Origin of the sequence: Micromonospora sp. L32 (genome assembly GCF_052068055.1) — a bacterium.
Lineage (GTDB): Bacteria > Actinomycetota > Actinomycetes > Mycobacteriales > Micromonosporaceae > Micromonospora > Micromonospora purpureochromogenes.
Genome location: NZ_JBQHDD010000008.1, coordinates 196,893 through 223,493 on the forward strand (window position 1 = coordinate 196,893; position 26,601 = coordinate 223,493).

14 protein-coding genes are annotated in these 26,601 nt (G+C 75.4%); 4 read left to right on the forward strand and 10 right to left on the reverse strand.

Going from position 1 to position 26,601, the window contains the following annotated elements:
- Positions 1-3: 3 nt before the first annotated feature.
- The 7 genes from ACTMTB_RS22855 to ACTMTB_RS22885 form a co-directional block, all read right to left on the reverse strand.
- Complete coding sequence (locus ACTMTB_RS22855; protein ID WP_441148288.1) at positions 4-5,478, reverse strand: type I polyketide synthase; 5,475 nt, start codon at positions 5,476-5,478, stop codon at positions 4-6.
- 11 nt (positions 5,479-5,489) lie between these two features.
- Positions 5,490-9,005, reverse strand: a complete 3,516-nt coding sequence (locus ACTMTB_RS22860) for an amino acid adenylation domain-containing protein (protein ID WP_441148289.1) — start codon at positions 9,003-9,005, stop codon at positions 5,490-5,492.
- Positions 9,002-11,305 carry a lantibiotic dehydratase gene (locus tag ACTMTB_RS22865; protein WP_441148290.1) on the reverse strand — a complete coding sequence of 768 codons (2,304 nt, stop codon included), beginning with the start codon at positions 11,303-11,305 and terminating at the stop codon, positions 9,002-9,004. The genes ACTMTB_RS22860 and ACTMTB_RS22865 overlap by 4 nt, the downstream gene beginning before the upstream one ends.
- Positions 11,302-14,445 (reverse strand): thioesterase domain-containing protein, encoded by a 3,144-nt coding sequence (locus ACTMTB_RS22870; protein ID WP_441148291.1) that lies wholly within the window; start codon positions 14,443-14,445, stop codon positions 11,302-11,304. Before ACTMTB_RS22870 ends, ACTMTB_RS22865 begins: the two co-directional genes overlap by 4 nt.
- Positions 14,442-17,939, reverse strand: a complete 3,498-nt coding sequence (locus ACTMTB_RS22875; protein ID WP_441148292.1) for an AMP-binding protein — start codon at positions 17,937-17,939, stop codon at positions 14,442-14,444. The genes ACTMTB_RS22870 and ACTMTB_RS22875 overlap by 4 nt, the downstream gene beginning before the upstream one ends.
- A 330-nt stretch (positions 17,940-18,269) precedes the next feature.
- The gene (locus ACTMTB_RS22880) at positions 18,270-18,680 is read right to left on the reverse strand and encodes a DUF2267 domain-containing protein (RefSeq protein ID WP_088962485.1); all 411 of its coding nucleotides are present in this window, start codon (positions 18,678-18,680) and stop codon (positions 18,270-18,272) included.
- Between the two features lie 243 nt (positions 18,681-18,923).
- Positions 18,924-19,322: an NUDIX hydrolase gene (locus ACTMTB_RS22885; protein WP_441148293.1), complete on the reverse strand. Its 399-nt coding sequence runs from the start codon at positions 19,320-19,322 to the stop codon at positions 18,924-18,926.
- Positions 19,323-19,444: 122 nt separating this feature from the next.
- On the opposite strand from ACTMTB_RS22885, the gene ACTMTB_RS22890 reads away from it, so the two are divergent.
- Positions 19,445-19,834, forward strand: a complete 390-nt coding sequence (locus tag ACTMTB_RS22890; RefSeq protein WP_441148294.1) for a hypothetical protein — start codon at positions 19,445-19,447, stop codon at positions 19,832-19,834.
- A gap of 50 nt (positions 19,835-19,884) precedes the next feature.
- On the opposite strand, the gene ACTMTB_RS22895 is transcribed toward ACTMTB_RS22890, so the two are convergent.
- The 3 genes from ACTMTB_RS22895 to ACTMTB_RS22905 form a co-directional block, all read right to left on the reverse strand.
- Complete coding sequence (locus ACTMTB_RS22895) at positions 19,885-21,174, reverse strand: MGH1-like glycoside hydrolase domain-containing protein (protein WP_441148368.1); 1,290 nt, start codon at positions 21,172-21,174, stop codon at positions 19,885-19,887.
- 119 nt (positions 21,175-21,293) lie between these two features.
- Positions 21,294-22,112 carry a TIM barrel protein gene (locus ACTMTB_RS22900; protein WP_441148295.1) on the reverse strand — a complete coding sequence of 273 codons (819 nt, stop codon included), beginning with the start codon at positions 22,110-22,112 and terminating at the stop codon, positions 21,294-21,296.
- The gene (locus tag ACTMTB_RS22905) at positions 22,112-23,149 is read right to left on the reverse strand and encodes a zinc-binding dehydrogenase (RefSeq protein ID WP_441148296.1); all 1,038 of its coding nucleotides are present in this window, start codon (positions 23,147-23,149) and stop codon (positions 22,112-22,114) included. The genes ACTMTB_RS22900 and ACTMTB_RS22905 overlap by 1 nt, the downstream gene beginning before the upstream one ends.
- A 116-nt stretch (positions 23,150-23,265) precedes the next feature.
- Between ACTMTB_RS22905 and ACTMTB_RS22910 the strand changes: the two genes are divergently transcribed.
- Genes ACTMTB_RS22910 through ACTMTB_RS22920 form a run of 3 tightly spaced genes read left to right on the forward strand, consistent with a single transcriptional unit; the run spans position 23,266 to position 26,482 of the window.
- A complete protein-coding gene (locus tag ACTMTB_RS22910) occupies positions 23,266-24,660 on the forward strand; it encodes an ABC transporter substrate-binding protein (RefSeq protein ID WP_441148297.1) in 1,395 nt (464 codons plus the stop codon).
- On the forward strand, positions 24,657-25,616 hold the full coding sequence (locus tag ACTMTB_RS22915) for a carbohydrate ABC transporter permease (RefSeq protein ID WP_441148298.1): 960 nt from the start codon (positions 24,657-24,659) through the stop codon (positions 25,614-25,616). The genes ACTMTB_RS22910 and ACTMTB_RS22915 overlap by 4 nt, the downstream gene beginning before the upstream one ends.
- Positions 25,616-26,482 carry a carbohydrate ABC transporter permease gene (locus ACTMTB_RS22920; protein ID WP_280837708.1) on the forward strand — a complete coding sequence of 289 codons (867 nt, stop codon included), beginning with the start codon at positions 25,616-25,618 and terminating at the stop codon, positions 26,480-26,482. Before ACTMTB_RS22915 ends, ACTMTB_RS22920 begins: the two co-directional genes overlap by 1 nt.
- Positions 26,483-26,601: the final 119 nt, after the last annotated feature.

The following is a 26,601-nucleotide window of genomic DNA, read 5'->3' on the forward strand; positions in this document are numbered from 1 at the left end:
CGCTCAGTCGCGGGGCAGCCGCGGGATGGCGGGAATGGTGGCCGGGGCGGGCTCGTCGGCGGGCGCGGCGCTGGCGCGCAGCTCCTCGATCCGGGCGGCCAGGCCGGCGACGGTGGGGGTCTCGAAGAGGCTGCGCATCGGCAGCCGTACCCCCGTCGCCTTGCGCATCGCGGCGATGAGCTGGACCGCGACCAGGGAGTTGCCGCCGAGGGCGAAGAAGTCGTCGTCCACGCCCACCTCGGCCACCCCCAGCCCGTCCTTCCAGACCTGGGCGATGGTGATCTCCAGCTCGGTACGCGGCGCGGGGGAGGCGGCGCCGCCGCCGGCCGGGGCGGCGAGGGCCGGCTCGTCGGCGGTCTCCAGACCTTCCGTGGTGACCCGGGAGGCGCGGTCGCGGATGTCGTCGACGGTCCGGGTGGCGATCACCACCTGCCGGCCGAGCCCGGCGGTGAGGCTGCGGCGGAACGCCTCGGCCCCGTCGACCGGCCGGATGTCCTCGGTCGGCACACCCGGCTCCGGGGCGGGCGGCTGCGCCGGTGCGCCCACCGTGGTCAGCCCGCCGGTCACCGCGCCCTGGTCGACCCGGCGCAGCACGAAGTCGCTGATCGCGACCAGTTCCCGGCCGTCGGCGTCCCGCAGGGACACGTCGGCGGTGACGACCTCGTCGGTGGCGCTGTCGCGGTGCCGCAGGTGGCTGTGGAACTGCGCCGGCAGGGCGCCGCGCACCACGATCCGCCCGTACGACAGCGGCAGGTAGGTGCCGCTGCCCTGGCCCCGACCGAACGCGGTGGCCACGTCCAGCAGCGCCGGGTGCAGCCCCCAGGAGGGCAGGTCGCCGACCGCCGCGGCGGGCGCGGTGATCCGGGCAAGTTCCTCCCCCTCGCCCAGGTGGTGCTCGGCCAGCGCGGCCCAGCGCGGCCCGAAGGTCAGCATGCTGGTGCGCCCCCGGCCGAACGAGGCGTCGTCGTCCACCCGCCGGCCGGTCACCGCCGGCACCCGCGCCGGCGGGGCCGGCTCGTCGGTCCAGCCGGCCGCGCCGCGGACGTGGGTGCGCAGCTGCCCGGCGGCGAGGCTGCGTACCGCGAAGTCCACGCCGTCCTCGGCGGGGGTCAGCTCGACCCGGTACTGCGCGACCGTGCCGTCGGGCACCGAGAACGGCTCCAGGAAGACCACGTCGCGCAGCTCCACCGCCGCGTCCCCGGTCGGGGCGGGCAGCCCGGCGGCCACCGCCGCCCGGACCGACTCCAGGTGGGCGGTGCCGGGCACCACCGGCACGCCGCCGATGCGGTGCTCGTCCAGCAGCCAGTGCGTGTCGGCGGAGACCAGGCCGTGCAGCACCACGCCGTCCGGGCCGGTCACCGCCGTGGTGAGCACCGGGTGGTCCACCGGATGCGTGACGGTGTCCCGCCCGGCGGCCCGGAAGCCGGCCGGCGCGTCAGTCTCCACGGCCATGCCCACCTCGGCCCAGCCGCCCCAGTTCTGCGACAGCACCGGCGCCCGGAAGCCCGCGCCGGCCCGGGCGTACGCGTCGAGGAAGCTGTTCGCCGCGCAGTAGTCGACCTGGCCGAAGCCGCCGACCACCGCGGTGATCGAGGAGCAGAGCACCACGAAGTCCAGCGGCAGGTCGCCGAAGACCTCGGCGAGGGCGAGCGTGCCGGCGAGCTTCGGCGCGAGCACCCGCTCCGCCTCGGCCCGCTCCTTGACCTCGGCCATGCCGCCGCCGGGCAGGCCGGCGGCGTGCACGATGCCGTCGATCCCACCGAACTCCGCCTCGGCGGCCGCCCGGACCCGGCGCAGGTCGGCCGGGTCGGTGACGTCGGCGGCGAGCACCAGCACCGACGCGCCGGCCGCCTCCATCCGGCGGATCGCCGCGATCGCCCGGCCCGCCCGGTCCGCGCCGCCGTGCACGGCCAGGTGGTCGTCCCACCGCTCGCGCGGCGGCAGGCCGGAACGGGCCAGCAGCACCAGCTTCGCCCGGGCCCGCCGGGCGAAGTCCTCGGCCAGCGTGACGCCGATGCCGCCCAGACCGCCGGTGATCACGTACCGGCCGCCGTCGCGCAGCGCGCCCGGCTCGCCCTCGGCGTCGACGGTGACCTGCTCGTAGCCGGTCACCCAGCGGCGCGGCCCGCGCAGCGCCAGCTCCGCGCGGGCCGGGTCGACCGGCCGGCGCAGCTCGGCGACGAGCGCGTCCACGTCGGACGAGGCCGGGTCGGCGTCCAGCAGCCGGACCGCCAGCCCCGGCAGCTCCGCCGGGAGCACCCGGGCCAGCCCGGCCAGGGTGGCGTGCTCGGGGCGGATGAGGTCGGCGCCGGTCACGTCCCCGATCCCGGCGGTGACCAGGTCGAGGGTGCGGGCGCGCTCGTCGGCGGTCAGCCCGGCGCCGGCGAGCGCCTGCACCAGGTGCAGCGCGCTGAAGAAGCCCCGGTCCTGGGCGGCCCAGGCGGCGGCGACGTCGGTGCCGGCCGGGTCGCCGTCGAGGGCGAAGGCGTGCACCAGCCGCTCCGGCGGGTCGGCGGCGAGCGCCGCCACCAGGGCGTCGTGGTCCTCGCGGGCGCCGGGCCGCAGCCGGTACCCGCCGTCGACCGCCGCGAAGCGCTCGCCGGCGCGTACCACGGTGGGCGTGGCGCCCGCGGCCCGCAGCGCCGCGACCAGCGCGTCGCCGCGCGGACCGTCGGCCAGGACCAGGCAGCGACCCAGCGGCGCGGTCCGCGGCTCGGCGGCGGCCTGCCGCCAGACCGGCACGGCGAACCACTCCGGCAGCGGGCGCGGCCCGCGCTGCGCCGGCGCGGCGGGCGCCTGGTCCACCGGGTCCGGGTCCACCCAGTAGCGGCGGCGTTCGAAGGGGTACGTGGGCAGCGGCACCCGACGGGCGGCCGGATCGGCGTCGAGCCGCACCTCGACGCCGGCGCACCAGAGCGCGCCGGCGCTGGTGAGCAGGGCGGCCAGGTCGCCGCTGCGCTCGCCGGGGCCGGGCAGGCTGCCCAGCGGGGTCAGCGCCCGCTGGGCCGGGCCGGCCTTGGCGACCTGCATCCGGGCCAGGTTGGCCAGCTGCCGGCCGGGGCCGCACTCCAGCAACGCCCAGGTGCCCTCGGCGAGCAGCGCGGCCACGCAGTCGCCGAAGCGCACCGGCCGCCGCAGGTGCGCGGCCCAGTACGCCGGATCGGTGGCCTGCTCGGCGGTGATCCAGGTGCCGGTGACGTTGGACAGGAACGGGATCGCCGGCGGGCGCAGCGGCACCCCCGCCATCAGGGCGGTGAACTCGGCCAGGATCGGTTCCATCATCGGCGAGTGGAAGGCGTGGGAGGTGCGCAGCGCCTTGCTCTTTCCCTTGATCGTCTCGGCGAACGCGGCGACCTTGTCGCTCTCGCCGGCCACCACGCAGGTGCCCGGGCCGTTGACGGTGGCGATGGCCAGCCCCTCGGGCAGGCGCTGCGCGACCACCGACTCGTCCAGCGCCACGGCGAGCATCGAGCCGGCCGGCAGGGACTGCATCAGCCGTCCCCGCGCGGCGACCACCCGCAGCGCGTCCGGCAGGCTCAGCACCCCGGCGACGGTGGCGGCGACGTACTCGCCGATCGAGTGACCGATCATCGCGGCGGGCCGCACCCCGGCCCGCAGCCAGAGGGTGGCGAGGGCGTACTCGACGACGAAGAGGGCCGGCTGGGTGTAGCGGGTCTCGGTGAGCTTCTCCCCCGCCTCCGGGTCGCGGCCGAGGATCAGGTCGCGGACGTCCAGCCCCAGCTCGGGGCGGAGCAGCTCGGCGCACTCGTCCACGGTGGCGGCGAAGGCCGGCTCCTCGGCGTAGAGCTGCGCGCCCATCCCGGCGTACTGGGAGCCCTGCCCGGAGAAGAGCAGGCCCACGCGCGGCGCGGGGCCGTCGACGACGCCGGACTGGCGGCGGCGCGGGGTGCGCAGCGCGGTAACCGCGTCCGGCAGGTCGGCGGCGACCACGGCGACCCGGTGCGGGTACTCCTGCCGGCCCACCCGCAGGGTGTGCGCCACGTCCGCGAGCAGCTGCGGCCCGCCGTCGGTGGCGACCGCCAGGTGCTCGGCGAGGCGCTGCACGGCGGTGTCCAGGGCGGTGGCGGTCTTAGCCGACACGTGCAGCAGCTGCGCCGGGCGGACCCTCTGGTCGGCCCGGTACGCCGCCGGCGCCTCCTGGAGCACCACGTGGGCGTTCGTGCCGCCGATGCCGAAGGAGCTGACCCCGGCCCGGCGCGGCCCGCCGTCGGTGTCCCACTTGGTCAGCGTGTTCGCCACGTAGAACGGGGTGTCGGCGAAGTCGATCGCCGCGTTCGGCCGCTCGAAGTTGATGCTCGGCGGGATCAGGCCGTGCTCCATCGCGAGCACCGTCTTGATCACACTGACGATGCCGGAGGGCTGGCTGAGGTGGCCGATGTTGGACTTCACCGAGCCGATGCCGCACCAGCCCCGGTCGTCGGTGTCCCGGGTGTAGACGGCGGAGAGGGCGGCGACCTCGATCGGGTCGCCCATCGCGGTGCCGGTGCCGTGCGCCTCGACGTAGCTGATGCTGCGCGGGTCGATCCCGGCCATCCCGACGGCCTGGGCGACCGCCGCCATCTGCCCGTCGATGCTGGGCGCGGTGAAGCCGACCTTGCCGGCGCCGTCGTTGTTGATGGCGTTGCCGAGCACCACGGCCCGGATCGCGTCGCCGTCGGCGATCGCGTCGGAGAGGCGCTTGAGCAGGGTGACGCCGACGCCGCTGCCCCAGACCGTGCCGTTGGCGGCGGCGTCGAACGGCCGGCACCGCCCGTCCGGCGAGGTGAAGCCCTCCATGCCCAGGTAGCCGACGTGCGGCAGCTCGACGTTGACCCCGCCGGCGAGCGCCATGTCGCACTCGCCGTTGCGCAGCGCCTCGCAGGCCAGGTGGAACGCGACCAGCGAGGTGGAGCAGGCGGTGTGCACGGTCAGGCTCGGCCCGCGCAGGTCCAGCCGGTACGACACGTTGGTGGCCACGTAGTTGGGCGAGTTGCCGGTGGCGATGGAGACCACCCCGTGCGGGCCGCCGCCGACGCGCTTGTTGCGCAGGACGTACCGGTGCAGGTAGGTGTTGCCGCCGGTACCCGCGTACACGCCGACCGCGCCGTCGTAGCGGGCCGGGTCGTAGCCGGCGTCCTGCAACGCGGTGTAGCAGCTCTCCAGGAACAGCCGGTGCTGCGGGTCGGTGATCTCCGCCTCCCGGGCGGTCATCCCGAACAGCCCGGCGTCGAACTCGTCGTACCCGTCGACCAGCGGCGCCCGGTTGACCCACCCCGGGTCGTCGACCTCCTCCACGGTGGCGCCCCGCGCCAGCTGCTCCTCCCGGCTCAGCTCGGTGACCGACTCGACGCCGTCGACCAGGTTGCGCCAGAACTGGCGGACGTCGGCCGCGCCGGGCAGCCGGGCGGCGAGCCCGACGATCGCGATCGGCTCGATGCCGTCGTCGGCGGGGAGGTCGGGTGCCATCGGGTTGTCCATCTGCGTGTCCTTCATTGCGCGGTGCCGCCGGGGCGGCGGGGTGGGTTGCGGCGGGTGCGGCTGCGGCGGGCGGCGGCCCGCAGCGCGGCGCGGGCGAGTTCCGGCCGGTCGGCGGCGCCGTCGAGGCTGGCGGCGAGCGCCCGGACGGTGGGGTGGCGGAACAGGTCGAGCATGGTGATCGAGCGGCCGGTGGCGGCGGTGAGCCGGGCGTGCACCGCGGCCAGGGCGAGGGAGTGCCCGCCGATGTCGAAGAAGTTGTCGGTGACCCCGACCCGGTCGGTGTCGAGCACCTCCCGCCAGATGCCGGCGATCAGCTCCTCGGTGTCGGTCAACCCGCCCGGACCGGCCGGCATCGAAATGCGCGGCGCCTCGGCGGCCGCCACGGTCATCGCGCCGAGCTGGGGCGTGCGCACGGTGGGCCGGGGCAGCGCGGCGGCCACCGCGTCGGCCGGCGCGTGCGGGTCGGCGGCGAGCGCACCGACCAGCTCGGCCAGGTCGGCCAGGAGCGCGTCGATCCGGTCCGCGTCGAACAGGTCCGGGTTGTGGACCACCTCGACGCCGACGCGGCCGTCGGACTCGACCACGTAGACGGTGATGTCGAAGGGCGAGCCGGGCTTGGGCACCGGGACCGGCACGGCGGTCAGCCCGGTCAGCGCCAGCCGGGGCGGGGCGAAGTTGAGCACGTTGAACAGCACCTGCACCAGCGGGGCGCGGGAGGTGTCCCGGCCGACGCCGAGAGCCTCGACGAGGCGTTCCAGCGGCGCGCCCGGGTGGGCGGTGACCTCGTGCAGCTCGGCGGCGCACCGGTCGACCAGCTCGGCGAAGGTGGCCCCGCCGGTGCGCAGCCGCACCGGCACGGTGTCGATGAAGAAGCCCACCACGTCGTCGAAGGCGGCCAGCCGGCGGTCGGCGACGATCGCCCCGACCACGTGGTCGTCGCCGCCGGTGAGCCGGCGCAGCAGCTCACCGAAGCCGGCGAGCAGCACTGCGGCGACCGTGGTGCCGCGCCGGGCGGCCAGGGCGCGGACCGCGCGGTCGGCGGGCTCCGGGAGGCGCACCGCGGCCTCGGCGCCGGCGTAGGTCTGCACCGCCGGGCGGGGTCGGTCGCGGGGCAGCTCCAGCACGGTGGGCACGCCGCGCAGGTGCTCGGCCCACCAGGCCAGGTCCGCCGCGCCCCGGCGGGCGTCGCGCCCGGCCCGCCACACCGCGTAGTCGGCGTACGTGGCGGCCGGCGGCGGCAACGTCGGGGTGGCCCCGGTGACGGCCCGGTCGTACGCGGCGGCGAGGTCGTCGTAGAGGACCGCCTCGGACCAGCCGTCGAAGACCGCGTGGTGCATGGTCATCGCCAGCACGTGCGCGTCGGTGCCGAGCCGGTAGACGGTCACCTGCCAGGGCGGCCCGGTGGCCAGGTCGAAGGCGTGCGCCGCGCCGGCGGCGAGCATCCCGGCCAGCTCGGCCTCGGCGTCGGCGCTGCCGGTCAGGTCGACCACCGGCACGGCCACGTCGGTGGGTTCCGCGCAGACCGCGTACGGCACCCCGGCGGCCTGCGGGATCCGCCAGCGCAGCACGTCGTGCCGCTCGGCGACGGCCCGCAGCGCCGCGCCGAGCGCGGCGGTGTCCAGCGGGCCGCGCAGCCGGTGCGCGACGGCGATGTTGTACGGGGCGCTGGAGGGGGCGAGTTGGTCGACGAACCAGAGCCGGCGCTGCGGTGGGGACAGGGTGGGCGGGTTGCCGGTGGTCAGCGGCTCGGTGTCGGCCGGGGCGGCGGCGCGCAGCCGGGCGACCAGGCCGCCGAGGGTGCGTCCGGCGAGCACGTCGGAGATCTCGATGTGCCGGCCCAGCTCGGCGCGGAGCGCGGCGACCAGCCGCATCGCGGCGATGGAGTTGCCTCCGGCGGCGAGGAAGTCGGTGTCCGGGCCGGGGGTCCCGCCGAGCAGCCGGGTCCAGATCCGGGTCACCGTCGCCGTCACCGGGTCGGCCGCACCGGCCGGCTCCCCGGCGGTGGGTCCGGCGGTCAGCGCGGCCACGGCCAGGGCGCGCAACGCCGGCCGGTCCAGTTTGCCGGTGACCGGGCTGACCGGCAGGTCGTCGCGGCGCAGCAGCCGGGCCGGCAGCATCGCCGCGGTCAGCCGCGCCCGGGCGTAGGCCCGGATCGTCTCGTCGCCGGGCGCGCCGGCCGGGGTGAGGACCGCGACCAGCTCGGTACCGGCCGGCCCGGGCACCGCCTCGACCGCGACCCGGTCGACGCCGGGGGCGCCGGCCAGCACCGCCTCGACCTCGCCCAGCTCGATGCGCTGGCCCCGGATCTTCACCTGCCGGTCGGTACGTCCGAGGTAGACGATCCGCCCGTCGGCCGCCTGGCGGACCAGGTCGCCGGTGCGGTACAGCCGCTCGCCGGGCAGCCCGGAGAACGGGTCGGGGACGAACCGGTCGGCGGTCAGCCCCGGCCGGTCGAGGTAGCCGTCGGCCAGTCCGGGGCCACCGATCAGCAGCTCGCCGCTCTCCCCCGGCGGCACCGCCCGCAGCTCGGCGTCGACGACGTACGCCCGGTGGTTGGGCAGTGGCGAGCCGATCGGCACCGGGTCGGTCTCGGCGCCGCTCAGCTCGCCGGTGACCGCGAGCACGGTGGTCTCGGTGGGGCCGTAGCCGTTGAGGAAGCGCCGCCCCGGCGCCCAGCGGGCGGCCAGCTCGGCGGGGACGGCCTCGCCGCCGCAGAGCACGGTACGCCAGCCCGGCACGTCGGCCGGGTCCAGCATGGACAGCACGGTCGGGGTGATGAAGCCCCAGTTCACCTCGTGCGCGGCGATGAACCGGGCGAGCCGGGCCGGGTCGGCCCGGTCGTCGGCGCCGAGCAGTTGCACCGCGCCGCCGAGCAGCAGCGGCAGGAAGAGGTCCATGGTGGCCGCGTCGAATCCGAGCGAGGCGATGCCGAGGCTGCGCACCCCGGCGTCGGCGCCGCTGATCGTGGCGCACCCGGTGACGAACTCGACCACGTTGCGGTGGGTGGTCAGCACCCCCTTGGGGCGGCCGGTGGAGCCGGAGGTGAACAGCACGTACGCCGGGTCGCCGGGCCGGGCCGGGCAGGGCGCCAGCGGGGCCGGGCCGGCCGACTCGACCACCTCGACGCCCGACAGGTCGGCCAGTTCGGCCGCCGCATCGCCCACCAGCAGCGACACCCCGGCGTCGGCGACGACCTCGCGCTGCCGCTCGCGGGGGCCGTCCGGCTCCAGCGGCACGTAGCAGCCGCCGGCGAGGAGCACCCCGAGCACGTCCACGACCAGCCGGGGCCGGCGCCGCCCGCAGACCCCGACCCGGGTCTGCCGGCCCACGCCGTGGGCCCGCAGCGCGGCGGCCACCCCGGCCGCCCGGCCGACCAGCTCCCGATAGGTGAGCCGGTCGTCCCACTGGCGGACCGCGACCGCGTCGGGACAGCGCGCGGCCCGGGCGGCGATCAGGTCGGCCAGCGTCCCGTCCGGCCAGGGCAGCTGCGGCCCGGCGACGGCGCTGATGGACAGGATGTCGGTCACCCGTGCTCTCCCCGGTAGGTGGCTGGATCGGTGATCTGCAGGCGCAGCTCGCTGACGTGTCCGCGCCCGGCGGCGTCGGGCACCCAGGCGTCCGCCGGCGTGGGCAGCAGCTCGGTGACCACCACCGCCACGTCCGGGCCGGTCTTCGCGGCGGCGTCGGCCATGGCGCACAGCGACTGGGCGTACAGCGGGCCGGTCAGGTCGACGTAGCAGGGCTTGACCTCGGTGCCGACCTTGACGAAGACGCGCTCCGGCAGGCCGAGGGCCGCCCGGAAGCGGCGCGCCGCGAGGTAGCGCGCGGTCTCGTCGCCGTGCCCGGCCAGCCCGCTGCCGGCCACGGTGGTCCGCCAGGTGCGCCGGGCCACCACCAGCCGGTCGATGGTGATCCTGGGCGTGTGCGGGGCCGGGTCCAGCAGCTTGAAGGCGTCCAACAGCAGCGAGCCGAGCAGGTGGGCGAAGATCTCCATCACCGGCCAGCGGGACCCGTCCGGGAATACCGCGATCAGCCCGTCGCCGTCGCGGACCACGGTGACGGCGGTGGCCGGGACCAGCCGGTCGACATCGCCGCCGCGCGCGGTGTCGATGCCGAGCTGGCGGTCCGCCGGGCCGGTGAGGGCGTATGTGGTGCGGGTGGTCAGCCGGGGCCAGCTCTCCGGGTAGAGCACCCGGATCCGGGCCGGTCCGAGGTCGGCGTCGAGCGCCGCCCGCAGCGCCGCCGGGTCGGGGTGGAACGGGGTGAGCACCGCGCTGTCGTAGGCGACGGTGGCCGGGTGCAGCTCGCCGAGGACGAGCAGGAACTCACCCCGGTCGATCGCCTCGGCGGAGGCGGCGCTGACCTGCAGGTCGGGGTTGTGGATCCGGGCGGACGGCCAGCCGGGCCGTTCGGCGGCGAAGAGCGCGCGGACCGGGCCGGCCAGGTCCTCGGCGCGCAGCCGCAGCTCGACGGTGCCGGCCGGCAGGTGCCGCAGCCCGAACAGCTCGGCCCACCGCTCGGTGAAGTCCGCCCCGGCGCGGGCGACGGGTCCGTCCGGGGCGATCAGCATCCCCTGGGCCAGCGACCAGATGTCGGCCAGCCGGACCGGACCGTCGGCGGCGAGCTCGTCGTGCAGGTCGGCGAGGATCGCCTCGCAGCCGGCACCGATCTCGGCGGTGAGCCAGCGGGCCGCCTGGAGGATGACGGCGAGCGGGGCGGCCAGCGCGTCCAGCACCGTGGCGCCGACGGTGACGTCGAGGTCGCGGGCGGTCTCCTCGTAGCAGACGGTGCGCCCGGCGTACATTTGGCCGCTCTGCCGGGTGGCGGGGCGGCCGGTGACCGCGGTGAACCGGGTGTTGAGCGCGGCCAGCGCGGCGCCCAGCCGGTCCGGGTCGCCGGCGGCGGCCGCGACCGCGTCCCGGGCGGCGCGGAGCCGGTCGAAGTCGGCGGCCACCGCCGCCCGCACGGCCTCCTCGCCGATCGCCGCGATCCGCTCGCCGAGCACCCGTTCCGCGGCCGGGCTGTTCGGCAGGTTCGCGTCCCAGGTCAGCTGGCCGCGTTCGACGAACCGGTCCAGCAGCAGGTACGCGTCGTCGACGGTGCGGACGTCGCCGTCGGCGCGGGCCCGCTCGGCCAGCTCGACGGCGGCGGTGCGCCCGTCGCAGGACGCCAGCAGCCGGGCCTCCACCGCCGACAGCGGGATCGGCGGGTGCAGCGGCCAGCGCAGTTGCCGGCCCTGGACGGTCAGGTGCGGTTGCAGCGCCGGGGCCCACCAGCGGCGTACCGCCAGGTCGTCGGCGAGCCGGTCGGCGTACGCGATCAGCGCCCAGGCCTCGAACCCGACGTGCCGGCGGGTGACCAGCCCGGGTCCGGGCGCCAGCCGGGTACGCGGGTCGTCCGGGTCGAAGGTGCCCCAGCAGACCGGGCCGAAGAAGCCGATCGTCTCGGCCTTGCCGCAGTAGCGCTGCCAGTAGCGCAGCAGGCTCAGCTCACGCTTGCGGCGGCGCACGTTGCGGACCGCCGGGTCGGTGCGCAACAGGCCGTCCAGCGCGATCAGCATGTCCGGGTTCTGCCAGGTGACCGCCTCGCGCAGCAGCGGGTCGGCGGCCAGTTCGCCGGCCACCGCCGAGGAGTCGGCGAACGCCTCGCGCAGCGCCTTGTCGACGATCTCCGGGGCGACCTCCCCGGCGAGCAGCCCGTCCGCGGCGGCGGCCGCGTCGGGCGCCGCGAACCGGTCCAACCCGTCGGCGGGGAAACCGGCGCTGCGCAGGACCACGTCCCGCCACACCGACCAGCCGGTGTCGCCCAGCGGCAGCAGATGGCTCATCGACGATCCTCGCTCTCGGGGGCGTCCACGATCTGCAGCCGCAGCTCGCTGAAGCACGGGCGGCCGGTGCCGTCCGGCACCCACGCCTGGTCGGGGGTGGGCAGCATCTCGCTGACCAGCAGGGAAACCTCGTCGCCACCGTCGATGCGGGCGGCCCGGACCATGGCGCAGAACATGGTCACGAAGGCGGGGCTGCTCAGGTCCACGAAGCAGGGCTTGACCTCGGTCCCGAGCTTGACGTAGACCTGCTCCGGCAGGCCCAGCCGCCGTCGCCAGGCCCGTGCCGCGAGGTAGCGGTCGCGCTCTCCGGTCACCGCGGCGAGCCCGCTCTCCCCGACCGTGGTCCGCCAGGTCTGCCGGGCCACCACCATGTTGTCCAGGGTGATCCGGGGGGTGTAGGGCGCGGCCGCGACCAGCTTGAACCCGTCGACGGCATGCGCGCTGAGCAGCTCGGCGAAGACCTCGGTGAGCGGCCATCGCTGGCCGTCGCGGGCGGTGGCGACCAGCCGGCCGTTCTCGTCGGTCACCGTGAGGTCCACCGTGGGCAGCACCCGGGCCGGGTCCGCGCCCGGGGCCGGCTGGAACGCCAGGTGCCGGTCGGTCGGACCGGTCAGCGACTCGGCGGTACGGCTGGTCCGCCGGGGCCACTCGCTCGGGAAGAGCAGCCGGATCCGCCGCTCGCCCAGGTCCTCGGCGAGCGCCGCGCGCAGCCGCTCCACGTCCGGGTGCGACGGGGTGAACACCGCGCAGTCGAACGACGACCAGGCCGCGTGCAGCTCGCCGAGGACGACGGTGAATTCACCCCGGCGCAGCGCATCGGCGTCGGAGGCGCAGATCTGCAGGTCGGGGCTGTGTACGACCCCGTTGGACCAGGACGGCCGGGACCCGGGGAAGACCTCGTCGATCCGCTCGGCGAGGTCGGCGACCCGCAGCCGGACCTCGTCGGTGCCGGCGGGCAGTGTGTCCAGCGCGAACAGCCCGGCCCAGCGCGCCGCGAACTCGGCGGCCACGGTGTCGACCGGGCGCTCGCCCCCGCCCCAGAACAGGCCCTGGACCAGGAACCAGAGGTCGGACAGGGCGACCGGGTTGTCCCCCGCCTCGGCGCGCAGCTCCTCGTAGAGCCCCCGGAACACCGCCCCGTACGCCTCGGTCAGGGCGTTGACCATCCAGCGGGCGGCGCGCAGCAGCACGTCGAGCGGGGCGGCGAGGTCGGCCAGCAGCGGCGCGCCGAAGACGACGTCGAGGTCGCGGCTGGTGTCCTCGTAGCAGATGGTCCGCCCGGCGTACATCTGGCCCTCCCGTCGCCGGGACGCGGCCCCGGTCAGCGCGGTGAAGGTGGCGTCGAGGTCGTCGAGTGCGACCCGGAGCCGGTCCGGGTCGCCGGCCGCGGCGGCGACCTCGTCGCGGGCCGCGCGCAGCCGGTCCCAGCCGGTCCGCGCGGCGGCCCGAGCCGGCTCGTCGCCGATCCCGTCGATGCGGGCGGTGAGCACCTGCTCGGCGTCCGGGCTGACCGGCAGGGCGGCGTCCCAGGTGATCAGCTCCCGGGCCACCAGCCGGTCCAGCAGTGCGTAGCCGTCCTCCGGTCGGCGCAGCCCGAGCGCCGGGTCGGCCACCAGGTGGCACGCCGGCCGGCGGCCGTCGACGGCGGCGAGCACCGCCGCCTCCACCGGGGACAGCGGCACCGGCGGCCGGCCGGGGCGCAGCACGCTGCGTCCGCGCACGCTCAGGTGCGGGCAGAGCATCGGCGGCCACCAGCGGCGCACCGCCAGGTCCGTGCCGATCCGGTCGGCGTACGCGGACAGCGCCCAGGACTCGAACCAGACCCAGCGGCTTCGGGTCAGCCCCGGCCCCTGGCTGATCCGGGCCACCTCCGGCTGCTCCGGGTCGAGGGTGACCCAGCAGCTCGGCCCGAAGAAGCCGACCGTCTCGTTCTTGCCCGCGTACCGCTGCCAGTACTTGAGCAGGGCCCGCTCGCGGTCGCGGCGACGCACGTTGCGGGCCGCGTCGCCGCCGCCGCGGGCCAGGCCGTCCAGGGCGACGAGCGCGCCGCGGTTCTGCCAGGTGACCGCCTCGCGCAGCAGCGGCTGGCCGGCCAGCTCGCTGATCCGGTGCGCCGCCGCCCGGACGGCCTCGTCGAACTCCTTGTCGAACCGGTCGGCGCCGGCCCCGGTGGCCAGCAGGTCGTCGGCGGCCGCGGCGGCGTGCGGCGCGGCGAGCAGGGTCAGCCCGTCGGCGGGGAAGCCGGTGCTGCGCAGCACCGCGTCCCGCCACACCGACCAGCCGGTCTCCCCCAGGGGCACCCGGTGCGCGGGGGACGAGCCGGTCGACCCGCCAGGGTCGGACGCGACCACGTCGGACCCGGCGCCGCCGGAGCCGGCATCGGCAGACGCGGCGGGGGCGGCGCGGGGGCGGACGGCCTCGGCCAGGTCGGCGCGGATCGCGGCGAGCAGCTCGGGCAGCCGGTCGGTGAGGAAGAAGTGCCCGCCGTCGATCTCGTGCAGGGTGAACCCGGCGGCGGTGTGCGCGGCCCAGGCGGCGCTCTGTTCCCGGCTGACCGCCCGGTCGTGCCGGCCGCTGAACGCGACGAGCGGCACCGGCAGCGGCTCGCCGGGGACGTACCGGTAGCTGTCCACCCGGCCGAAGTCGGCACGCAGCAGCGGCAGCAGCAGTTGCACCAGCTCGGGATGTTCCAGCAGCTCGGCGGGGAGCCCGCCGCCGGCGCCGAGGCGGCGCAGCAGCTCGTCGTCGTCCACCCGGGACAGCCCGTCGAAGAGGCTCGGGGCGGTGACGTGCGGCGCCCGCGCGCCACCCACGTAGAGCCGCAGCGGCAGCGGGCGGCCGGTGCGGCGCAGCTCGCGGACCACCTCGAAGCCGACCCGGCCGCCCATGGAGTGGCCGTAGATCGCGTACGGGCGGTCGGCCCGACCGGCGATGGCGTCGGCGACCTCGCCGACGTTGAACCGGGGGTCCTCGCTGATCCGGTTCTCCCGTCCGGGCAGCTGCACCGCCAGCACCTCGACGTCCGGGCCGATCCCCTCCGGCCAGCGCCGGAAGGCGCTCGCGCCGGCCCCGGCGTAGGGCAGGCAGAACAGTTGCACCGGCGCCTGGGGTCGGCTTCCGGGCGAGACGAACCAGTTCACCGCGCACCTTTCTGAACAGGGTCAATCCAGTACCGCCGGCGCTGGAAGGGGTAGCCGGGGAGCCCGGTGCGGCGGACGCCCTCGCCGGGGTGCAGCGCGGCCCAGTCGACGTCGCGGCCGGCGACCCAGTCGGCGGCGAGGTCCCGCAGCCGGCCGGCCGGGCCGGCGATCCGGGTGTCGGCGTCGAGCAGCTCGTCCAGCGCGGCGACCGCGCCGGCCGGGTCGGTGGCGACCACCGCCGCCCGGCAGTCGAAGGCCCGCCGGCCCAGCGCCAGGGTGGCGGCCACCGCGGGCAGCGCCGGCGTCGCGCCGGCCAGGTGGGCCCGCAGCCGGGTGAGCGCCGCGCGCAACGCCCCGGGGGTACGCGCCGAGACCGGCAGCAGGTACGCGGCACCCTCGGGCGCCTCGACCGGCTCGACCGGCGGGGGCTGCTCGACCACCACGTGCGCGTTGGTGCCGCCGAGGCCGAACGAGCTGACCCCGGCGACCCGGCGCGGGCCCGGCGGCCAGTCGCGCGCCTTGGTCGGCACGTAGAACGGGCCGCCGGCCAGGTCGATCTCCGGGTGCGGCCGGGTGAAGTGCAGGTTCGGCGGGATCACCCCGTGCTGCACGGCGAGCACGGTCTTGATCAGCCCGGCCACGCCGGCGCCGGCGTCGAGGTGGCCGATGTTGGTCTTGACCGAGCCGAGCGCGCAGGACTCGGCGGGCGCGGCGCCGCCGTACACCTCGTGCAGCGCGGCGACCTCGATGGCGTCGCCGAGCGGCGTACCGCTGCCATGGGCCTCGATGAAGCGGACCTCGCCGGGCGCGACGTCGGCCGCGGCGAGCGCGTTCGCGACGGCGGCGGCCTGCCCGGCGGGGCCGGGGACGGCGAAGCCGGCCCGGTCGGGCCCGTCGTTGGTGACCGCCCAGCCGGGCAGCACCGCGTAGATCCGGTCGCCGTCGGCCTGGGCGTCGGCGAGGCGGCGCAGCGCGACGACCCCGACCCCGGAGCCGAAGCCGGCCCCGTCGGCGGCCTCGTCGAAGGCGCGGCAGCGGCCGTCGGGTGAGGCGAGGCCGCCGGGGGTGTGCCGGTAGCGGGGCCAGGTGACGTTGACGCCGCCGGCGAGGGCGAGGTCGCACTGGTAGTCGGCGAGGCTCTGCGCGGCGAGGCAGACCGCGACCAGCGAGCTGGAGCAGGCACTCTGCACGGCGACCGCCGGCCCGGTCAGCCCCAGCCGGTACGCGACCTGGCCGGGCAGGTGGTCGGTGAACTGCCGGCCGATCAGCCGGGCCTCCCAGTCGTCCGGGTCCACGTCGCCCACGACGGCCGGGTTGTCCAGCAGGTGGAACAGGAAGTACCGGTTGGCGGAGGTGGCCGAGTAGACCCCGACCAGCCCGGGGAAGCGGGTCGGGTCGTGCCCGGCGTCCTCAAGCGCCTCCCACGCGGTCTCCAGGAAGAGCCGGTGCTGCGGGTCGGTGCGGGCGGCCTCCTGCTCGCCCATGGCGAAGAACTCGGCGTCGAAGTCGGCGACGCCGTCGAGCCGGCCGGCGGCCCGCACGTGCCGGGGGTCGGCTCGTAGGCCGGGCCCGATGCCCAGGGCGGCCAGCTCGGCGTCGCTGTGATCGTGGATCGAGTCGACCCCGGCGCAGAGGTTCCACCAGAAGGTGGCCAGGTCGGGCGCGCCCGGGAACCGCCCGGCGAGCCCGACCACGGCGATCTCGTCGCCGGTGTACTCGCGGGCGGCGACGGTCGGTGCGGCCGGGGCGGGCAGGCTGGGCGCGGGGGCCGGTGCGCCGGGCCGGTCGTCGATGGCCGCCGCGTCGAGCAGCCGGGCCTGCGCCGCCACGGTGGGGTGCGCGAAGAGCCGCACCATCGGCAGCGCCACCCCGAACCGCTCGGCGAGGCGCTGCTGCACCTGGCCGAGGAGCAGGGACTGGCCGCCCGCGTCGAAGAAGCTCTCCTGCCGGCCGACGGCGTCGCGGCCGAGCACCGCGCACCAGATGTCGTGCACCGCCCGCTCGGTCTCGGTGGTCGGCCCGTGCCCGGCCGGGACGTCCCGGGGCGGGTCGGGCAGCGCCCGCTCGTCGACCTTGCCGGTGACGGTGAGCGGGAAGGCGTCGAGCGCGACCACCGCGCGGGGCAGGGCGTACTCGGGCAGCCGCCGGGCGAGGGCGGCGCGCAGGGCCGCCGGGTCGAGGGGCCCGCCGGCGGGCGTCGCGTACGCCAGCAGCTCGCCGTCGCGGGCGATGGCCCGGACGGCGGCGACGCCGGGCTGGGCGGCGAGGACCGCCTCGATCTCGGTCAGCTCGACCCGGAACCCGCGCACCTTCACCTGCCGGTCGAGCCGGCCGAGGCAGACCAGCTCGCCGCCGGGCAGCCGCGCCCCGAGGTCCCCGGTGCGGTACGCCCGGGTGACGCCGTCGTCTCCGAGGCTGAACCGGTCGCTGTCCTGCCCCAGGTAGCCCGGGGCGAGGTACCGGCTGCGCACCACGATCTCGCCGGTGTCCCGGTCCAGCGACAGCTCGTACCCGGGCAACGGGGTGCCGATCGGCAGCGGTCCGGTGGCGGTCGGGTCGGCCTCGGCGAACGGCAGCGTGTGCCGGGCGGCGAAGGTCATCTCGGTGGCGCCGTAGCCGTTGACCAGGACGCAGTCCGACGCGAACCGGTCCCGGCCGCGCGCGGCGTCGGCGTGGGTGGCCTGCTCGCCGCCGAGCAGCACCACCCGCACCGAGTCGAGCCGGCGCGCGCCGAGGGTGTCGAGCAGGAACCGGTAGACGGTCGGGGTGGAGTGGTAGACGGTCACCCGGCGTCGGACCAGCTGGTCGGCGGCGTGGGCCAGGCCGTGCCGGCGCAGGTCCACCGGGACGACGGCGGCGCCGGTGAGCAGGGCCGGGTACAGGTCGGGGATGGCGGCGTCGAAGCTGAACGAGGCGAGCAGGCTGAGCCGGTCGTCCGGGCCGAGGGCGAGGTCGCGGATCTGGTTGTCCACGACGTGCGTCAGGTTGCGGTGGGTCTGCGCGACGGCCTTGGGCGTGCCGGTGGAGCCCGAGGTGAACAGCACGTACGCCGGCGCGTCCGGGTGCACCGGCACGGGACGCAGCGGGGCGCGCCCGACCCCGTCGAGGACGATCACGGGGGTGCCGGGCCGGTCGGCGCACAGCCGCTCGGCCAGTTCCCGGTGCGCGGCGGCGCAGGCGACGGCGCGCACCTCGGCGGCGGCGAGCAGGTGCCGCAGCCGCGCGTCGGGGAACCCCGGGTCCACCGGCACGTACGCGCAGCCGGCGGCGAGGGCGCCGAGGACGGCGGCGACGGTGGGCGCGCCGTGCCCGGTGAGCAGGGCGACCCGGTCGCCGGCGCGCAGGCCCGCGGCGGCGAGCGCGGCGGCGTGGCCACCGGCACTGCCGGCCAGCTCGGCGTAGTCGACCTCGTGGGTCTCGCCCAGGATCGCCGGCCGGTCGGGATGGGCGGCAGCGACGTCCACGAAACGCTGGATGATCATTGGTTGTGCCATCTCAGGGAGCTGACTCGACTCCACTGTGGACAGGCACGCAGGTATCGACAATTGTGATCATGATCCCCCCCAGGACTTCACAATGGAGCCAGAATAGGGCTCGATGACTCCTGGAACAGGCCATTGATCGGAGTCAGCCCGAAGGGGCCACGACGCCTCGGTGATCGGGCGTGGAAATTCGGCCGATCATCCACCTAGCGCGAAGAGGAGTTTCAGCTTAAGGGAATTTCAGCGAGCAAATTTCCGGCGAAAGGGGCCGTAGGCCGGGGATCTTCCGCCCGGTCGGCTCCCGTTATGGCAGCTCAGGCGGGGTGCGCAGTGGCGGCGACGTCACTCATCGTACGGCCGCGGTGGCGCTGGATCGACGTCCCTGGTGAAACTTTTCGGCAACTGCGCCACCAGGTCCTGGAACTCGCCGACCGTGACCGCCTCGCGCAGGGTGGCGAAGACCGCCCGGACCCCGACCTGGGCGGTGGCCGGCTCGACGCCGGCCCGATCGGCCACCCGGCGCAGGAACTCGACCGGTCCGAAGGTCTCCGCCGCGCCCGGCGTGGTCTCCGGCGGCGGCCCGGCCAGGTATGCGCTGAGCTCGTCGGGGAGCTGGGCGCTCAGGTCGTCGACCTCGCCGGCCTGGACCCGCTCGGCCACCGTCACCAGCACGGCACGGGCGATCGCGGCGGCCCGCTCCGGCGGCAACTCTGCCCGCCGGGCGACCGCGTCGACGAAGAGGGGAAAGCGCACCGGTCCTCCTCCCGTTCCGCCGATCGGCTGTACCTCCGACCCGGAGTCCCCGGGTCGTCCGTCGGAAATCCGACCCTCGGCGGCCGTCCCGCCGGGTCGGGAATCCGACCGCGGTTACCCGTCCCGGCCGGCCGCAAACGGCCGCCTCACCCGACCGGTTCCGGCGCGGCTCGCGCCCCCCGGGACGAGCGGGAAACCGCCCGCCTCGGGGGCGAACTCGTGGCGCGGCACCCGCAAGGTCGCTCAGGCCAGCAGGGCCCGCCGGCGCAGGTCGTCGAAGATGATCCGGTCGACCGGGGAGACCCGGTCCCGGTCGGCGTACCCGAGCCAGGCGACCTCCTCGATCTCGTGGTCCGGCCGGGGGTCGCCGTGGTGTTCGGCGGTGTAGCAGGTCATCCGCACCAGCGTGCCCGCCGGGTGGCCGTGCGCCTGGGCGGTGAACGTGCCGAGGTGCACGGCCGTCTCCGGGTCGATCACCACACCCAGTTCCTCGGCGATCTCGCGGGTGAGCGTCTCCCGGTCGGTCTCGCCGGGCTCGCGCTTGCCGCCGGGCAGGTACCAGACATCCTTTCCCCGGGAGCGGGTGCTGAGGATCCGGCCATGCGCGATCCGGATCCAGGCGATCTTGTCGATGGGTTCCACGGGCGGTCCTCCGGTGCGACGGGAACCCACTGTAGACGGCGTCCCCCGGCATGTCGGGTTTGGCGGCGGAGGCCGGCGGGGCAATCGGAGCGCACGGGGTGCTCCCGGAAGGAGGGGCGCGAGTGGGCTGGTGGCGCGACCGGTGGCGGCGGCGGAAGCCGCCGGAAGACGTGGCGGAACTCCTGACCAGCACGGGACTGTTCCGGGTCGCCGGCGAACAGGTGGAGCTCGGCGACCGGGAGACCGTCCGGCGGTGGTTGCGCGAGCTCGATCCCGACCTGGGGCAGCAGGTCTTCGTGCACCGCCCCTGGGGGACGGTCGCCGCGGTCAGCGACCACCGCGATCCGGTGGCCGTGGTGATGTCGGACGCCGAGGGACGCTCCTGGGCCGCCTACGTCCCCGGCGCGGGCCACCGCGAACACCTCACGCCCGAGCAGGTCGAGTCGGTGATGCTGGCGGCGCTGACCTCGGACGGGCCCCCGGCCGGCCCGGACTGGCGGCGACTGGACTGACGACCGGCTCGCGCCGGGAGGCCGACCGGACGGGCCGGTTCGGATGCCGCTCACCCCTCGGCGAGGGTGTCGAGCAGCAGCGACGCCGTCCAGCTGAACGCCGCCGAGCCGAGCCCCGCCGCGGTGTCCGGGTGGAAGTACTCGTGACAGCCGCCGGTGGCGACCAGCGCCAGCATCGACTCGCGCAGCCCGGCGGCCAGGTCCGGTCGGTGGTGCGCCCGCAGCCCGCGCCAGAGCAGCCAGTTGGTGTTCATCCAACTGGGGCCTCGCCAGTAGCGCAGCGGCTCGAAGTCCGCCGCGGTGCGGTCGTGGGTGGGCAGCGGACGCGGCATGCGCGGGGCCAGGCCGAACCGCGCCGAGCACGCCTCGGTCAGCACCGCCCGCACCTGGCGCCCCGGCAGGTCGGGCAGGATCAGCGGCATCAGCCCCAGCACGGTACGGGCCGGGACCAGCCGGTCGGTGCGCAGGTCGCGTGGGTGGAAGGTGCCGGTGGCCGGGTCGTAGAGCCGGCGGACCACGGCCTCGGTGATCCGGGCCGCGCGGTCGCGGTGCGGGCCGGGATCGGCCCCGACCACGGCGGCGATCCGAGCCAGGGCGTGCTCCGCCGCGCCCAGCGCCGCGTTGAACAGCGGGCACTCCACCAGGAACGGATGCCACCCGGCCAGCGCCTGGTCGGTGTAGCGACGGTCGCGGTAGGAGGCGACGATCGCGACGTACCGCGCGTAGTCCAGGTCCGTGGGGCGGTGCGCGGCGTCGGCGTGCGCGGTGTCGTGCCGACGGTACGCCCGCATGACGGCGGCGTCGGCCGGCACCGCCGCCATCGGCGCGTCCCAGGCCGGGCTGTTGTCCAGGCCGGACTCCCAGGGGTGCACGATGGCCGCCAGCCCGGCCCCGCCGACGTCCCGCCGGCCGGTGAGGTAACGCTGCTGGGCGACCAGCCTCGGGTACAGCCGGCGCAGCGCCTGGGCCGACGCCTCGGACGGGGCGCGGCGGTGCACCAGCCAGGCCGCCTGGGCGTGCACCGGCGGCTGGACGATGCCGGAGGTGGCGGCGGCCGGAGCGCCCTCGGCGGCGGCGGAGCCCCAGAACTCCGGCCCGGGGAAGTACGAGCCGACCCGCAGCGCCGGGTTGAAGACGATGTGCGGCACCCGCCCGTCGGCCCACTGGGCGGCGAACAGCGTGCGCAGCTCCCGCCAGGCCCGGTCGGGGCGGACGTGGGCCAGCCCGATCGCGATGAACGCCGAGTCCCAGCTCCACTGGTGCGGGTAGAGGGTGCGCGAGGGCACCGTGTGGTCGTGCTCCCAGTTGGCGTCGAGGGTGGCGATGGCCAGCCGGCGCAGGTCGGCGAGGTGCCCGGCGGGCGCCGGCCGGGCCGGCGCGCCGGCCCTCGGGGCGGGGCCGCCGTCCGGGTCGTCGGCGGGGGGCGCGCCGAGGCCGGACGGGCCGGCAGCGCCGGTGCTCACGCCGCCGCCTGCCGGGGCTGGGCGTGCCGGAGCACGGTCGCCGCCTGTTGCAGTGCCCGGACCGGGTCGCCGCGCAGCCGGCACTCCAACGCCAGCCAGCCCGGGTAGCCGATGTCGCGCAGCGTGCGCAGCAGCGCCGGCCAGTCCAGGTGCCCGGCGCCGGGCTGGAACCGGTTGGAGTCGCTGACCTGCACGTGCCCCAGGTACGGCGCGGCGGCGCGCAGGGCGGCGTGCACGTCGTCCTCCTCGATGTTCATGTGGAAGGTGTCGGCGACCACCCGCACCGAGGGCAGGCCGACGGCGGCGCAGAGCGCGACCGCCTCGTCCAGCCGGTTGACCATGTGGTCCTCGTACCGGTTGAGCGGTTCGAGGAAGAGGGTGACGCCCTCGGCGCGGGCGTGCTCGCCGAGGTCGCCCAGGGCGTCGACGAGCACCTGCCGGTCGCCGCCGGGCGGGCGGGGCGGTTCGAACGGGGGCAGCCGGCGGGAGAACATCCCCCAGGCGGCGGGGGTCATCGCGCCGATCCCGCCGAGTTCGGCGATCACGGTGAGCTGGGAGCGCAGGTTGGCGACCGCGTCGCGGGAGCGCGCCGGGTCGAAGTCGCCGATGAAGTGGTCCATCTCCACGCAGACGGTGGGCATGACCACCCCCTCGGCGCGGGCCCGGCGCAGCTCCGGCAGCCGGCGGGCGAGGGCGAGGTCGCCCCGGCCGCGCAGCTCGATGCCCTGGTAGCCGAGGGCGGTGGCGAGAGCGAACTTCTGGGGCAGGTTGGTGCCCGGGAGCAGTTGCTCCTGGCAGGCGAGCGGGATGGACATCAGAACTCCAGCACGACTTGTAGGACGTCACCGGCACCGCGGTCGAGCAACGCGAGCGCGTCGGCCACCGCGCGGGCGTCCACGACGTGGCTCACCAGCGGCAGCGGGTCGACGCTGCCCTCGGCCACCAGGTCCATGAAGGTGTGGGCGATGCGGGTACCGGACCACCGGCCGGCCAGGCCGGGCGCCGGGGCGGGCCCGGAGACCTGGGCCGCCACCAGCTGGATCCGGTTGTGGTGGAACTCCTCGCCGAGGCCCAGCCCGTCGGCCTGGCCCTGGTAGAAGCCGCCGGCCACCACGCGGCCGGCGTGGGTGGTGGCGCGGATCGCCTCGTGCAGCGCCGGGTACGCCCCGGACAGCTCCAGGCAGACGTCCGCGCCCCGGCCGGCGGTGGCCTCGCGCAGCACCGCGGCGGCGGAGTCGACACCGGCGTCGACGGTGCGCCGGGCCCCGAGGCGGGCGGCCCGTTCCAGCCGGGCGGGCACCCGGTCGACGGCGACCACCCGGGCCCCGGAAAGGCTGGCCAGCCGGGTGGCGAGCAGCCCGATGACGCCCTGCCCGAAGATCCCGACCCAGTCGCCGAGGTGCAGGTCCCCGGCGAGGACGGCCGTCAGCGCGATGGCGCCGGGGCGGGCGAAGACGGCGGCGAGCGGGTTGAGCCCGGGGGCGAGCGGGTTGACCGCGCCGGCCGGCAGGACGGCCTCGGCCCGGTGCCCCCAGATGCCCCAGACGAGCTGGCCCGGATGTCGGTCGGCCACGTCGTCGGCGACCTCGACGATCTCGCCGACCTCCTCGTAGCCGAAGCCGACCAGCGGGTACGGCACGGGGGTCTGCCGGGGGACGAACATCCGGCTGGCGTCGTCCCAGTCCTTGCTGAGCCGGGGATTGCTCCCCCGGAACAGGGTGAGCTCGGTGCCGGCGGAGATGCCCGAATAGCAGGTGCGGACCCGGACCTGGCCCGGGCCGAGCGGATCGGTGGGGCAGGGCTCGAGGCTCACGCGCCGCGGCCCGGCCAGCGAGACAACCCAGTTGCCCATGGTGCCACTCCCGGGACGTACCGGGCTCAATCTTAACAAAAAATCGCTATATGTCTTGTGATTGATCAATCCAGCACGTTGAATCCCTCATGTACCCTTCGAGAGGAGTGCCACAGATGTCATCCCCTCCGATGCGGATGCTGGCCGCCACCCTGATCCTCGCAGTAACCGGGGCGAGCCTGCTGGCCTGCAGCGACGACGAGTCTAAAAGCGACAGTTCCGAAATAACCGTCTGGAGCCTCGAGGACGTGGCCGACCGGGTCACCGCCACCAAGGCGATCATCGCCGACTACACCGCCAAGACCGGCGTGAAGGTCAATCTGGTCACCGTCAACGAGGACCAGTTCCCCTCTCTCATCGCCTCCAGCGCCGCCGCCGGGGAGCTGCCCGACGTCGTCGGGTCGGTGTCGCTCGCCGGCATCCGCACCCTCGCCGGCAACGAGCTGCTGCATCCCGACGCCAACAAGGAGATCGTCGACAAGCTGGGGCGGGACACCTTCTCGCCACGGGCCCTGGAACTGACCTCCGACGACGGGAAGCAGCTCTCGGTACCCAGCGACGGGTGGGGGCAGTTGCTGGTCTACCGCAAGGACCTCTTCGACGCCGCCGGCCTGCCCGCCCCCGACACGTACGAGAAGATCACCGCCGCGGCGGCGAAGCTGAACACCGGCGGGGTCGCCGGCATCACAGCGGCCACCGCCCCGGGCGACGTCTTCACCCAGCAGACCTTCGAGCACCTGGCCCTGGCCAACAACTGTCAGCTCACCGACGACTCCGGCGCGGTCAAGCTGGACTCCCCCGAATGCGTCGAGGCGTTCCGCTTCTACGGCGACCTGATGCGCAACCACTCCGTGAAGGGCGCGCAGGACGTGGACACCACCCGGGCCACCTACTTCGCCGGCAAGGCCGCCATGCTGATCTGGTCGCCGTTCATCCTCGATGAGCTTGCCGGGCTGCGCAACGACGCCAAGCCGACCTGTCCCCAGTGCGCGAAGGATCCGAGCTGGCTGGCGAAGAACAGCGGCTTCGTCACCGCCATCAAGGGACCGAACGGCGCGGAGCCGGCCCAGTACGGCGAGATCAGCTCCTGGGCGGTGCTGAACGAGGCCGCCGCCGACCCGGCGAAGTCCTTCGTGGAGTACCTGCTCTCCGACGGCTACCCGCGCTGGTTCGGCATGTCCCCGGAGGGGCGCTTCCCGGTCCGCAAGGGCACCGCCGACGACAAGGAGAAATTCCTCACCGCCTGGAACACCAGCCAGGCCGGGGTGGACGCGAAGAAGCCACTCTCCGAGGTGTACGGCGCCGAGGTGCTGACCGGCCTGCGCACGAGCCCGGACACCTTCCAGCGCTGGGGCCTGACCCAGGGCCAGGGCAAGCTGGTCGGCGCGATCCTGGGCGAACTGCCCGTACCCAAGGCCCTCGCGGACGTCGTCGGCGGCAAGAGCGACGCCGGCGCGGCGGCCGCCCGGGCGAAGAAGGACGTGGAGGCGATCAAGGCGGGCGTCAATTGACGACGGCTCCGCCGGAGGCCGGCCGCTCCCCCACCCGGGAGCGGCCCGGCCCCGGCCGCCGACGCCCGCTCACGCTGCGTCGCCGGGAGTCGCGCGCCGGGCTCGCACTGGTTGCGCCGACCCTGCTCGTCGTGGTCGCGGTGATCGGCATCCCGATCGTCTGGACGGTGGTGCTGGCCTTCCAGCGGGTACGCCTGGCCACCCTGCGCAAGACCGGGCTCTTCGGTGAGCTGACGCTGAGCAACTTCGACCGGGTGCTGAATACGCCGGGCTTCGCCGACACGCTGTGGACCACGGTGCTTTACAGCCTCGGCGGCACCGCCGGGTCGATCGCGCTCGGCCTGGTCGCCGCGCTGGTGGTCCGCCGGCCGTTCCGGGGCCGGACGCTGGTCCGGGCCTCGATGCTGCTGCCGTACGTGGCGCCGGTGGTCGCGGTGGCCTTCGTCTGGCAGGTGATGCTCGACCCCCAGCTCGGCATCGTCAACGACTGGGGGCAGCGCTTCCTCGGCTGGGACGCCCCGATCCCCTTCCTGTCCCAGGACTCGACCGCCCTCGCCACGGTGATCGCGTTCGAGGCGTGGCGCTACTTCCCGTTCGCGTTCCTGTTCCTGCTGGCCCGGCTCCAGGCCGTCCCCGGCGAGCTGGAGGAGGCCGCCCGGGTGGACGGCGCCACCCCGACCCAGCGGTTCCGGCACATCCTGCTGCCCCAGCTGATGCCGGTGATCGCCCTGCTGGGCGTGCTGCGGTTCATCATGACGTTCAACAAGTTCGACGACGTCTACCTGCTCACCGGCGGCTCCGCCGGCACCGAGGTGGTCAGCGTCCGGGTCTACCAGTTCCTCACCGCGCGGACCGACATCGGAGCGGCGGCGGCGCAGGCCGTCGTGCTGGCCGTGGTGCTGATCGTCTTCGTCGCGATCTACCTGCGCTTCTTCGCCGGACGCAGGGAGGCGTGATGGACCGCGACCGGATCGAGACCGTCTCGCTGCGCTGGCTGCGCCGGCTGGTGGTCACCGCGTTCCTGCTGGTCACCCTGCTGCCGTTCTGGTACATGCTGGTGCTCTCGGTACGCCCCATCGAACGGCTGCTGCTCGACCCCGGCTCGCTGTGGGTGCCGCTGGGCGAGCTCACCGTGGCGACGTACACCGAGGTGTTGAAGGCCGCCGAGGACGGCGGCCAGGGTTTCCTCACCTTCATCCGCAACAGCGGCCTGGTCGCCCTGGCCGCGACGCTGCTGACGCTGCTGGTGGCGATCCCCGGCGCGTACGCCGTCTCCCGGTTGCGGTTCTTCGGCCGTCGGCAGGTCAATGTCCTGTTCCTGGCCGTCTACCTGTTCCCGTCGATCGTCATCGCCATCCCGCTCTTCGTGGTCTTCACCCGGGCCGGGCTGCGCGGGTCCCTGTTCGGCCTGGTGCTGGTCTACATCTCGCAGACCCTGCCGGTCTCGGTCTACATGTTGAAGAACTACTTCGAGACCATCCCGATCAGCCTGGAGGAGTCCGCGGCAATCGACGGGGCCGGCCGACTCGGCATCATCCGCCGGATCAGCCTGCCCCTGGCCGCCCCGTCGATCATGGCGGTCGCGCTCTACGACTTCATGATCGCCTGGAACGAGTTCCTCTTCGCGCTGCTCTTCCTGGTCGACAAGCCCGACCGGTGGACGGTGTCGCTGGGGCTCTCCCTGCTCGCCGACGGCGTCGAGGTGCCCAAGACCGTGCTGATGGCCGGGTCGGTGATCCTCACCCTGCCCATCGTGATCCTCTTCTTCGCCAGTGAGCGGCTGCTCACCGAGGGTCTCACCGCCGGCGCGGAGAAGGGCTGACCACCCGCCCACGGACGGTGACCGACCTCCGGTCACCGTCCGTGGACACCGCGATCACGCCTCGAAACACCTGCCAGATCATCGTGCCGAACGGCCACGTCGTCCGTAGCATCGTTCGA